The organism is Sphingomonas sp. NPDC019816 (assembly GCF_050274375.1).
GTDB lineage: Bacteria > Pseudomonadota > Alphaproteobacteria > Sphingomonadales > Sphingomonadaceae > Sphingomonas.
Window position 1 is genome coordinate 1 of the sequence record NZ_JBNNOB010000120.1, and the last position, 11687, is coordinate 11687.

The 11687-nt window shown below is 67.0% G+C and carries 11 protein-coding genes; 6 read left to right on the forward strand and 5 right to left on the reverse strand.

Annotated elements, in window-relative coordinates; all coding sequences use genetic code 11:
* The 4 genes from ACQKJZ_RS15030 to ACQKJZ_RS15045 all read left to right on the forward strand — a co-directional run.
* A partial coding sequence (locus ACQKJZ_RS15030) for an uL13 family ribosomal protein (protein ID WP_427731978.1) occupies positions 1-216 on the forward strand: 216 nt, incomplete at its 5' end.
* Positions 216-761: a 30S ribosomal protein S9 gene (gene rpsI, locus ACQKJZ_RS15035; RefSeq protein WP_312489830.1), complete on the forward strand. Its 546-nt coding sequence runs from the start codon at positions 216-218 to the stop codon at positions 759-761. The genes ACQKJZ_RS15030 and rpsI, both read left to right, overlap by 1 nt.
* A 123-nt stretch (positions 762-884) precedes the next feature.
* The gene (locus tag ACQKJZ_RS15040; protein WP_427731980.1) at positions 885-1775 is read left to right on the forward strand and encodes a DMT family transporter; all 891 of its coding nucleotides are present in this window, start codon (positions 885-887) and stop codon (positions 1773-1775) included.
* Positions 1776-1933: 158 nt separating this feature from the next.
* A complete protein-coding gene (locus tag ACQKJZ_RS15045) occupies positions 1934-4177 on the forward strand; it encodes a glycoside hydrolase family 3 N-terminal domain-containing protein (RefSeq protein ID WP_427731982.1) in 2244 nt (747 codons plus the stop codon).
* 5 nt (positions 4178-4182) lie between these two features.
* Here ACQKJZ_RS15045 and ACQKJZ_RS15050 read toward each other — a convergent pair whose 3' ends face one another.
* From ACQKJZ_RS15050 to modA, 3 genes are read right to left on the reverse strand one after another with little or no spacing between them, the layout of a single operon-like run.
* A complete protein-coding gene (locus tag ACQKJZ_RS15050; protein WP_427731984.1) occupies positions 4183-4788 on the reverse strand; it encodes an ATP-binding cassette domain-containing protein in 606 nt (201 codons plus the stop codon).
* Positions 4778-5467 carry a molybdate ABC transporter permease subunit gene (modB, locus tag ACQKJZ_RS15055; RefSeq protein WP_427731986.1) on the reverse strand — a complete coding sequence of 230 codons (690 nt, stop codon included), beginning with the start codon at positions 5465-5467 and terminating at the stop codon, positions 4778-4780. Before modB ends, ACQKJZ_RS15050 begins: the two co-directional genes overlap by 11 nt.
* 7 nt (positions 5468-5474) lie before the next feature.
* A complete protein-coding gene (modA, locus tag ACQKJZ_RS15060; RefSeq protein ID WP_427731988.1) occupies positions 5475-6224 on the reverse strand; it encodes a molybdate ABC transporter substrate-binding protein in 750 nt (249 codons plus the stop codon).
* A gap of 196 nt (positions 6225-6420) precedes the next feature.
* Between modA and ACQKJZ_RS15065 the strand changes: the two genes are divergently transcribed.
* Positions 6421-9834, forward strand: a complete 3414-nt coding sequence (locus ACQKJZ_RS15065) for an autotransporter domain-containing protein (protein WP_427731990.1) — start codon at positions 6421-6423, stop codon at positions 9832-9834.
* Between the two features lie 287 nt (positions 9835-10121).
* Here the strand turns inward: ACQKJZ_RS15065 and ACQKJZ_RS15070 are convergent.
* Positions 10122-11064, reverse strand: a protein-coding gene (locus tag ACQKJZ_RS15070) for an IS630 family transposase (RefSeq protein ID WP_427731992.1) whose coding sequence is annotated in 2 segments (ribosomal slippage) — positions 10122-10719 and positions 10718-11064 — 945 coding nt in all. Because the reading frame shifts where the segments join, the coding sequence is not laid out codon by codon here.
* Positions 11065-11094: 30 nt separating this feature from the next.
* On the opposite strand from ACQKJZ_RS15070, the gene ACQKJZ_RS15075 reads away from it, so the two are divergent.
* Positions 11095-11523 carry a hypothetical protein gene (locus ACQKJZ_RS15075; protein ID WP_427731993.1) on the forward strand — a complete coding sequence of 143 codons (429 nt, stop codon included), beginning with the start codon at positions 11095-11097 and terminating at the stop codon, positions 11521-11523.
* Between the two features lie 45 nt (positions 11524-11568).
* Here ACQKJZ_RS15075 and ACQKJZ_RS15080 read toward each other — a convergent pair.
* Positions 11569-11687 (reverse strand): hypothetical protein (locus tag ACQKJZ_RS15080; protein WP_427731994.1); only part of this gene is annotated, 119 nt, incomplete at its 5' end.

Consider the following 11687-nt stretch of genomic DNA (forward strand, 5'->3'; position numbering starts at 1 on the left):
AGCAAGGGCATCACCGCCGCCAAGGTCTTGGAAGGCCGCTTCCCCGAGCGCGTTCTGGAAAAGGCCGTCGAGCGCATGATCCCGCGCGGCCCGCTGGGTCGTGAGCAGATGCGCAACCTGCGCATCTTCGCCGGCACCGAGCATCCGCACGCCGCTCAGAACCCCGAAGTCCTCGACATCGCGTCGATGAACCGCAAGAACAAGGTGGGCGCATAATGTCCGACAACCGCCAGTCGCTCGCCGATCTCGGCGCCACGCTGAACCAGCAGGCCGCCGTCGCTTCGGCGCAGCCCGCCGCCGAGGGTGAAGCCCCCGCCGCCGCTCCCGTCGAGCGCGTCAGCACCACCCCGCTGCGTCAGCAGGAACTGGACAAGTTCGGCCGCGCCTATGCGACCGGCCGTCGCAAGGACGCCGTGGCGCGCGTCTGGCTGAAGCCGGGTTCGGGCAAGATCACGATCAACGGTCGTGACCAGGAAGTGTATTTCGCACGTCCGACGCTGCGTCTCGTCATCAACCAGGTGTTCGGCATCACCGAGCGCGAAGGTCAGTATGACGTGATCTGCACCGTCAAGGGCGGCGGTCTGTCGGGCCAGGCCGGTGCGGTCAAGCACGGCATCAGCCAGGCGCTGACCAAGTACGAGCCGGTCCTGCGTGCGCCGGTCAAGGCCGCTGGCTTCCTGACCCGCGACAGCCGCGCCGTCGAGCGTAAGAAGTATGGCCGCGCCAAGGCGCGTCGCAGCTTCCAGTTCTCGAAGCGCTAAGACGCGGGCGGTCCGGGGCGGTCACGACCATCCCGGTATCCCTCGAAGCACGAAGGGGCGGTCCGGCAACGGGCCGCCCTTTTCATTGGTCCCGCCCTCACCCGCAAGACAGAAGACCGCGCCATGTCCAACCCGCTCTGGATACCCGCCACCATCGCGGCGGCGACCTTTCAGGTTGGCCGCAATGCCCTGCAACGCGGGGTGATGGCATCGTCGGGCCCATGGGGCGCGACGCTCGTGCGGTTTCTCTTCGGCCTGCCCTTTTCGCTGATGTTCGTCGTGCTGGCCCATCACGTGATGCCCGCCGCCGACCTACATTGGAGCGGCGCGTTCTGGCTGTCGGCGGTCGTCGGTGCGGCGTCGCAGGTGTTGGCGACGGCCGCGCTGCTCGACGCGATGGACCGCTCGGGCTTCGCTGTCGGCACCGCGCTTCAACAAAGTTCGCTGCCGCTTGCCGCGCTGCTCGGACTGATCGTCTATGACGATCGGATCAGCATGCTGGCGTGGGTGGGCGTCGTCGTCACCACCATCGGTCTGGTCGCGCTGTCCTGGCCGCCGGCCGAGCAAAGGCGCGCCTCGCTGGTCGGGGCCGCGATGGGGCTCGCCTCGGGTCTGTTCTTCGGCTTTTCGCTGAACGCCTTTCGTCATGCCGCCCTGGCGCTCGACCCCGGCCACCCGATCCATGCCGCGCTGGTCTGTGTCGCGGTGGTGCAGGCGATGCAGACCATCGCACTCGGCCTGATCCTCGCATGGCGCGATCCGGCGACGCTGGCGGAAGTCGCCCGCCGCTGGCGGCCGTCGCTGGGCGCCGGGCTGTGCGGGGCATGCGCCTCGGCCGGGTGGTTCGTCGCGCTGGCCCTCTCGCCCGCCGCGCCGGTGCGGGCGCTGGGCATCATAGAGGCGCCGATCGCCGCCATGGCCGGGCACCGGCTGTTCCGGGAAAAGCTCGGCCTGCGACAGATAGTGTCCGGCGTCGCCATCATCGGCGGGGTACTGGTGACGACATTGTTCTGACCCGTGGGCGACGTACCGTTCCGGCGTGCGGGTTTCGCCCATCCCGTAAGTCCATCAAAAGATTGAACCTCGCCCGGCATAAGGGCCGCAAACCTTGCCCCTCACCGCCATGGGCGGTAGCTGCGGGACGAAATCATCATGCCTGTAGGAGAGCATCCATGTCCCCCACCCTCGATCGCCGCCAGATGATGAAGGCGGGTGCCACGATCGCCGGCCTGTCGCTGGGTGGGCAGGTGCTGGCCCAGTCATCGGGGGCGTCGGACCGTATCGAAAGCCTGATCCGCCAGATGAGCCCGGCGGAAAAGGCTGGCCAGCTGTCCTGTTTCTCTGACCAGATCCGCCCGATCGGCCTGCCCTTCAACCCCGGCCTGCCCGCCCGCAACGATGCGACCGCGCAGCTGGCGCGTATTCGCAAGGGCGAGATCGGCATGCTGTTCAACGGCGTCGGCTATGCCGGGGCCAAGGCGGCGCAGGACGCGATGATGGAGACGCGGCTGAAGATTCCGCTGATCTTCGCGGGCGACGTCATCCACGGCCTGCGCACCGCCTATCCGCTGCCCATCGCCGAGGCCTGCGCCTTCGACCCCGATCTGGCCGAGCGGACCGCGCGGGCGGCGGCGATCGAGACGACCGCACTCGGCATGCAATGGACCTTCGCGCCGATGGTCGATGTCGCGCGCGACCAGCGCTGGGGCCGCGTGGCCGAGGGGTCGGGCGAGGATGTCTATCTGGGCACGAAGCTGGCCGTCGCGCGCGTGCGTGGCTTCCAGGGCCGTTCCTTGCGCGATCCGACCAGCCTCGCCGCCTGCGCCAAGCATTTCGCGGCGTATGGCGCGGTCAGCGGCGGCATGGATTACAACTTCACCGAGATTTCGCCCCAGACGCTGCACGAGGTGCATCTCGCGCCGTTCAAGGCGTGTGTCGATGCCGGCGTGGCGACGATCATGTCGGCGTTCAACGACATCGACGGCGTGCCCTCGTCCGGCAACAAGTGGCTGCTGACCGACCTGCTGCATGACGAATGGGGCTTCAAGGGCATGGTCGTCGGCGACTATACCGCCGATGAGGAACTGATCGCGCACGGCTATGCCGCCGATGGCCGCGACGCCGCCAAGAAGGCGTTTCTGGCGGGCATGGACATGGCCATGGCCTCCAACCTGTTCAATCTGTGGCTGCCGGATCTGGTCGAGAAGGGCGAGGTGCCGATGGCCCGACTGGACGAGGCAGTGCGCCGCGTCCTGTCGCTGAAGGAGGCGATCGGCCTGTTCGACAATCCCTATCGCTCGATCAGCCAGAAGGCGGAGCGGACGCAGGTGTCGACGCCCGCCATGCTGAAGCTGTCGCGCGAGGCGGGCGCGCGGTCGATCGTGCTGCTCAAGAACGAAGGCGACCTGCTGCCGCTCAAGGCCAATCCGGGCCGCATCGCGCTGATCGGCCCGTTCGGCGAGGACCGCGACAATGTGGTCGGCACCTGGGCGTTCATGTCCGACGCCGCGCTGAACGTGTCGGTCGCGCAGGGTCTTCGCAACCGCAAGCTGACGGTCGACGTCGTCAAGGGATCGGAGGTCGAGGCCCCCATCGCCGGCGGGATCGACGCGGCCGTCGCCGCCGCGCGCAATGCCGATGTCGTGTTGCTGGCGATCGGCGAGACGCAGCTGATGTCGGGCGAGGCGCAGTCGCGCACCGAGATCGTCGTGCCGGATGCGCAGATGGCGCTGGCCGAGGCGGTGGCGGCGACGGGCAAGCCGGTCGTCGTACTGCTGCGCCATGGCCGCGCGCTGGCGCTGCACGACGCGGTCAAGGACGCGCCCGCGATCCTCGCCACCTGGTTCCTGGGGTCGGAGAGCGGCAACGCGATCGCCGATGTGCTGTTCGGCGATGTGAACCCCTCGGCCAAGCTCTCCGCCAGCTTTCCGCGTGAAAGCGGACAGCAGCCCTATTTCTACAACCACAAGAATACCGGCCGCCCCGCCCCTGATACCGGCGCGCAGGAATATAAGGCGCGCTATCGCGAGACGAAGAACGAGCCGCTCTACCCCTTCGGCCACGGGCTGAGCTATACGCGCTTCGCCGTCTCCAACGTCTCGGTGCCGGCGCGGATGACCGATGCGATGGAGGTGACCGCGACCGTGACCAACACCGGCACGCGTGCGGGGGCGGAAGTCGTTCAGCTCTATATCCATGACAAGGTCGCCAGCCGCACCCGCCCCGTCCGCGAGTTGAAGGGGTTCGAACGGGTGATGCTGAACCCCGGCCAGTCGCGCACCGTCCGCCTGCGCCTGACCCGCGACGATTTGCGCTTCTGGGGCAAGGATGACTGGGTGGTCGAGCCGGGCCAGTTCGACCTGTGGGTCGCGACCAGCTCGGCGAATGGCGAGAAACAGACCTTCGAACTGGTGTAAGGGGATCAGAGCCGGACGATCGCGGTGGCGATCCGTTCGGCTTCGTCCGGGTCGTGCGTGACCATCAGGATGGGGATGCCCGTCCGGTCACGCACCGCGATCAGCGCGTCGAGAATATCCCCGCGCCGTGCCCGGTCGAGCGAGGATAGCGGCTCGTCGAGCAGCAGCATGCGCGGATCGCTGAGCAACGCGCGACCGATCGCCACCCGCCGCGCCTCACCGCCGGACAGGGTGCGCGGCCAGCGGTCGAGCAGATGGCCGATGCCCAGCATCGCGATCACCCCGTTCCAATCGCCCGCACCCTGTCGCATGCCATAGCGCAGATTGGCCGCGACCCGTCGATGCGGGAACAGCCGCGCCTCCTGAAAGACATAGCCGATGCGCCGCCGCTCGGGCGGCACGTCGACCCGCGCCGCCGCGTCGAACAGCGTCTCACCGGCGATCCGTACATGCCCCGCCTCGGGCTTGAGCAATCCGGCGACCATCTGGAGGATGCTGGTCTTCCCGATCCCCGATGGCCCGAACAGCACGGTCGCGCCCGGTCCCGTGACGAAGGACGCCGCGATCCGGCTCTCGCCCCGCCGGACGGACAGCGAAACGTCAAAGGACATGCAGCCCCCGCCCCATGCGCCGCGCCAACCATTCGGAGGCGATCAGCGCGATCAGCGACAGGCCGACCGACACCCCCGCCAGCCGCCAGACCATCGCTTCCCCGCCCGGCCGCTGGAGCGCGGAATAGATGGCGAGCGGCAGCGTCGCGGTCTCGCCGGGCACGTTCGAGACGAAGGTGATCGTCGCGCCGAACTCGCCGATGGAGCGCGCGAAACCAAGCACCAGCCCCGCCAGCACGCCCGGCGCGCATAACGGCAGCGTGATCGTCGCGAACACCCGCCAGCGCCCCGCGCCCAGCGTGCGCGCGGCTTGCTCCAACTGCCGGTCGACGGACTCGATCGACAGGCGGATGGCGCGGACCACCAGCGGCAACGCCATGACCCCGGCCGCGATCGTCGCCCCGGTCCAGCGGAACAGAACGCTGACTCCGAACCAGTCGGACAGCCAAGCCCCGATCGGCCCCGCCGGCCCGAACAGCAGCAGCAGCGCCCAGCCCGTCACCACCGGCGGCACGACCAGCGGCAGATGGACCACGCCATCGAGCAACACTTTGCCGGGAAAACGCCCGCGCGCCAGCAGCCAGGCCAAGCCAAAGGCGATCGGCAGGGTCACCAGCATCGCCGTGCCGCCCACCAGCAGCGACAGCCGCACGATCCCCCATTCCTCGGGCGACAGCATCAAGCGATCACCGGGCTGAGAATCCGAAACGCCGGAAGATCGCCTTGCCCTGGGCCGAGATCAGAAAGCGCCGGAACCCTTCCGCCGCCGGATTGATCGAGGCCTTCAGCCGGGCGAGCGGATAGGTGATCGGCGGATGGCTGGCCGCCGGGAACATGCCGACCACGCGGACGCGCGACGACGCCTTGGCGTCGGTCGCATAGACGATGCCATAGGGCGCCGCGCCGCGCTCGACCAAAGCGAGGGCGGCGCGCACATTCTCGGCCCGGACGACATGGGGTGCAACCATGGGCCACGCCCCTAGCCGCTCCAGCGCCGCCTTGCCATATTTGCCCGCCGGCACGCTGTCGGTATCGGCCATGGCCAGCGGCCCGGCGGACAGGGTCTTGGCCAGGGTCCGCGTCGTCACCTGCCCGCCCCGCCCCGCCGGCGCGATCACGACCAGCCGGTTGCCCAGAAACGCGCTGCGCGTGCCAGCCGCCAACAGGCCGTCCTTTTGGAGCACGTCCATCCATTCCTCATCGGCCGATGCGAACAGGTCGGCCTTGCCCCCGGCCTGGACCTGCCGCGCCAATGCGGAGGATGCGGCGAAGGAAATGACCGGCCGCCTATGTCCCTGATTCGCCCACGAATCGGCGGCGGCATTCATCGATTCCTGCAAACTCGCCGCCGCCAGGACCAGTGGCGCACGCTCCTGCGCCAAAACCGGCTGGGCGCAGCACAAGGCCACCACCCCCAAGATCATACGCGCTACCATTGGCAGTTTTCCCTGTTTTCCGCCGAGTCGCTGTCGCTCGACATTGTTAATATTCCCAGAGTATTCGGCGACGCTGTTCGAATAGGACATGCCGATTGCCCCTTTAGTAATTGTATGAAAACGATTTCCTGAATAGCCTCCGTTTTCGGAGCGAATGGAGAAAAAGCCACGCTCCCCAAAACAAGGGGGAATTTTCATGGTCCACGATCTCGCATCGATGGGCGGGGCGCGACGACGCGCGGCCCTGCTCGCATCCAGCGCGCTGCTCGCGCTGTCGCTCGCCACGCCGGCCCAGGCGCAGACCGCACGCCCCGAACAGGCGATCGACTATGCCCAGTCGTCCGGCCCGGAGCGCATCGGCGCCATTCCCGGCCTGCGCGTCGTCGACGAGCCGCAGATCGTCATTTCGCAGCCCGGCACCACGACCAGCGCGCTCGACACCGCCGGCGGCATCAACGGCGTCGGCCAGATGTTCATCGCGGCCAGCGGCGGCGGCCTGAGCCTGTGCACCGGCACGCTGATCAACCCGCGCACCGTCATCTTCGCGGCGCATTGCGTCAATTCCGCCGCCGCCGCCAGCTATGGCACCGCGCGCGGCGGCACGCCCATCGCCTTCGGCTTCAAGGCCGACAATCTGCCGGGCGTGCGCGAATGGTTCCTGAGCACGCTGGGCGGTGCGGCCAACGCCAACCAGTTCAAGACGAACACCGCCAATGCCGTCTACAATGTGAACCAGGTCCATTGGAATTCGGGGTCGGCGCGCACGACGTTCCTGGAGGCCGATGTTGCACTGGCCTCGCTCGACACGCCGGCGACCGGCGTTCCGACCTGGGCGATCCTGTTGTCGGCGCTGCCCGCGCCCGCCGCGATCGATCCGACCACGGGCACCGGCTATCATGTCACGCTGACCGGCTATGGCCGCAGCGGTGTCGGCAATCAGGGCGATACCAACGGCATCGACTATCGCCGCCGCATCGCCGAGAATTACATCGGCCTGCTCGGCTCGTTCGATGACCGCAATCTGTGGCTGTTCGGCCGGGGCGCGAACCTGCCGCAGAACCTGTACCAGCTCGACTTCGACGATCCGCGCCGGGGCACCGCGGCGGCCAGCCCCTATGACTTTAACCTGTTCCGCGACGCGCCGTTGCCGAAGGAAGGCACGACGGCAGGCGGCGACTCCGGCGGTCCGCTGATCCTCGACCGGACGTTCGCGCGCAAGGTCGTGGTCGGCGTGCTGTCGGGCGGCAGCCGCTTCTTCGGGCCGCAGCCCTTCTCCACCTATGGCACCTCGTCCTTCTACCAACCGCTCTACCTCTTCTGGGACTATATCGCCGCCAAGAACCCCTATCGCTACGCCGCCGCCAAGGCCGGTGACGGCGCGTGGGAGGACGGTGCGCATTGGGTGACAACGACCGACCCGGCCTATCAGATCGTCCAGAACGGCCAGCTGGTGAACGGCGTTCCCACCTCGCCCGGTATCGGTATCGCGAACGACCCGGACAACAAGTTCGGCGAGATCTGCAATCCCGCCAGATGTCAGAACGTCAAGACCGGCAGGATCACCCCGCAGGACGCCTCCGCAACCGAGTTCGGCGACACGGTGAATGCCTTGGGCCGCGCGACGCTGACCGACGACATCACCGGTGTCGAAGTCCAGGCACAGGCGGGAGGCACGGCCGTTGCGGTCGCCGCCGCCCTCCCCGCCGCGACCCTGGCCAACGGCCTGCCCGGCGCGACCAATTTCGTGCCCAACAACGTCAACCCGACCGCCTCGGTCGCGGCGCGCTATTATGACGTCACCCTGTCGGCGGCGGGCAATACGACGCTCGGCTCGGCGGTGACGGTCGACCGCTTCACGATCAGCGGGGCGCAGGCACGACTGTCGCTCGCAAGCGGCGGCGCACTGACCACGGTGGCGGACTTCAACCAGCTGACGGGCATGATCGCCAATAACGGCACGATCAATGCCGGGGGCGACTTCCTGATGCTGGCCGGCGGCCTGCAGGGCTCGGGCCGGATCAACGCGCCGTTCTTCACCAGCGTTGGCGGCATGATCGCCCCCGGCACGGTTGGGACGATCGGCACGCTGACCTTTGGCGGCAATGTCGTGCTCGCCTCGGGGACGCAGTTGCTGATCGATGTCGGTCCGGGCGGCACTGCGGACAGGATCGCCGTCGTCGCCAATGGCGGCACCGGTGGCCAGCTCAATGCCGGCGGCTCGGTCGGCTTCGCACCCGTGAGCGGGCACCTGATCCGCGCCGGTGACGTCTACACGATCGCGACCGCCAGCGGCGGTGTGTCGGGTCGCTTCAATGCGCCGACAGCCCTGAGCGCGATCCTGACGCCGACGTTGAGCTACAGCAGCAATGCGGTGACCGCGCGGATCGTCGCCGGCGCTTACGCCAATGTCGTCGCCAACACGCCCTATCAGACCGCCTATGCGCGCCTGCTCGACCAGAACCGGTCGATCCAGAGCAATTTCAGCAGTCTGTACGGCACGCTGGACCTGCAATCGGCATCGACCATCCGCACCACGCTCGAAGGACTGGCCCCCTCGACCGAGGCGCTGAAGCGGGCGCAGGGCACCATGGCGCTCGACAACAGCGCGCGTTTCTTCCGTGAGCATCTGGCGACCCTGTCGCCCAGCGAAGGCCTGGGCGGCACGCTGACCATGATCGGCAAGCCGGTGCAGGTCGCCAGCCTCGCCATGAGCAACCTGGCGGGCAGCCAGGCGCAGATGGCGACCGACAGCGGCGGCGTATCGATGCGCGAGAATGTCCTGCCCGAAGATGTCGCGGTGTTCCTGGCGGGCGGCTATCTCGACGGCAAGGCGCGTGCCCTGCCACAGACGGCGGCCGCCGACATTCGCGACCGGTTCGACGGCTTCTATGTCGCGACCGGTATCGAGACCGAGGTGGACGATGCCAGCATCCTGGGCTTCGGCTTCTCCTACACCAAGACAACCGGCGACACCTCGTTCGGCCAATATGCGCGCGGCGACCTGTATCAGGGGACGCTCTACGGCAAGGCGGAACTGGGCGGCTTCTCGCTGGACAGCCAGTTCAGCGCCGGCGTGTTTCAGGCGCGGACGCAGCGCAACGTCTCACTGGCGGGCGTGACCTATAACCTGCGGTCGCGCGACAATGCCCTGGCGCTGTCGAGCGAAGTCGGGTTGGCCAAGACCTATGGCTTTGGCGGGCTGAAGATCGGGCCGCGCATCGCTGCGCGCGTCAGCCATCTGGGCTTCACCCCCACCGCCGAGACCGGTGGTGGCCCCGCGCTGCGCTATGACCGCCAGGACTATAACAGCGTCCAGGGTCGCGCCGGCCTGATGCTGAGCTCGGACGGGCCGTTCCGTCCCTATGCCTCGGCCTATTATGTCCATGACTTCCAGGATCGCCCGGGCGTGTTCGGTGCGAATTTCGCGGGCGGCATCGGCCCGTCGGCGCTGTTCGCGCTACCCGGCCACGACAAGGATTGGGGCGAGGCGAGCCTGGGCGTGTCCTACACCTCGGGCCGTGTCCAGCTGTCGCTGGGCGCCGACACGACGTTCGAGCGCAAGGATGTCGAGAACCAGTCCTATCGCGGCACGATCAAGATCGCGTTCTGATCCGATCCCATTGAAAATCGAAAGGCCCGTCCGGGAAACCGGGCGGGCATCGACCGCCATCGTGACCGGTGCCCGCCGGATCACATGGCATCGCAAACGACGTTTACCATCAATTTCCTGTCATCTTTCATACCCTTCTCCTAGCCTCGAAGGCGGTTGCAGTGTGGGAGCCGCCTGCCGCACGGGAACAACGCAAGGGGGTGGGATGTCAGACATCTATGATAGAAACCGCAATCGTATCGGCAATCTGAACGGAGGCGGCGGCATGGGCCTAGAGCCTGATGACATCAAGCTGACGCGTATCCGGCATTGCGGAGATAGTTGCGGCACTCGTCGGGTGAGAAGGTATCGAGCAGGGTGCCGACGCGGCGCCATGTTGCCTCGTGGGATCGCTCGGCAGCCTTTCGCATGAGGTGCTTGAGCTTGGCGAAGACCTGTTCGATCGGGTTCAGGTCTGGCGAGTATGGCGGCAGGAACAGGAGGCTGGCGCCCACGGCTTTGATGGCGCGGCGAATGGCGGGCTTCTTGTGGCTGGACAGGTTGTCCATGATGACGACATCGCCGGGCGAGAGGGTCGGCACCAGGCATTGTTCGACATAGTCGGTGAAGCTCTGGGCGTTGATCGGCTGGTCGAGCACGCAGGGTGCGTCAATCCGATCGCATCGGAGTGCCGCGAGGAAGGTCATGGTCCGCCAGTGGCCGTAGGGAACCTTGGCGTGGAGGCGCCGACCGACCGGCGCCCACCCCCGCAAGGGGGCCATGTTCGTCTTCACGCAGGTCTCGTCGATGAAGACGAGGCGCGCCGGATCAAGCCGACCCTGGTATTTCTTCCACCGTGCCCGGCGTCGCGCGATGGCGGGACGCAGCTGTTCGGCGGGCAGAACGCTTTTTTTTGAAGCTCAGACCCTGGGCATGGGCAAATCGCCAGACCTGGACATAGTCGACTTTTACGCCGCGCTCGGCCAGCTCGGCTACCAGACCCCGCAACGTGAAGTCGCTCGCCACCCGTTCCAGCAGCCAGTCTCGCGTCGCGCCCGATAGGATATTGGTGCGGCGACCGCCCATTCGACCCGGCGCCGCGCTGCCTGTGTCCCGGTAGCGCCGCATCCATTTGATCGCAGAACTTGGCGCAACCCCGAAGCGGGCCGCAGCCGCGTGGCACGACATGCCCTCAGCCGTCACCGCCCTCACTACCCTGTCGCGTAGGTCCATCGAATACGGCTTCGCCATGCAAGCCAGCCTCCTTCACCGGCCTGCACCTTGAATCAGATCATCGGCTCCGTGGGAATCCCCAATGATTCAGCCTCAGGTCATCTCGCTCTAGGCGACGTTCTGTCGCTCGGGGCGATCCTCTTCGTGGCCATGACCGGATGGAAGATCGCAAAGCCCTTCTGGCAGGCCATGCAAGCCAAGGGCGTTCACCCAGTCTTCATCCTGCTGATGATCGGCGCGGCATTGGCGGCGATCATCATTGCGATCGCCTTTCTGCTGAACAAACGGCCGGTGCGGATCGTCGGCGCAACAGCGCTGTCGGCCCTGTGCGGCTATCTAATCTTCACATGGGTAGCCCAGTCGTCCGACATGATCTGGGCCGGCGCGGCGCTTGGCGTGTTCGCCATCTTCGCGATCCGCTTCATTCGCTGGGCCGCCAATCCTGACGGCGATCTGGCAAGCGTGTTCTTCTTGTAATTGAAAAGACCGCCCCGGCCGTGGCGCGGGGCGGTCTTCGGATCCTTACGCCTCGTCGCCCATGCGCAGCGCGGCGATGAAGGCTTCCTGCGGGATGCTGACCGAGCCGTATTCGCGCATCTTCGCCTTACCCTTTTTCTGCTTTTCGAGCAGCTTGCGCTTAC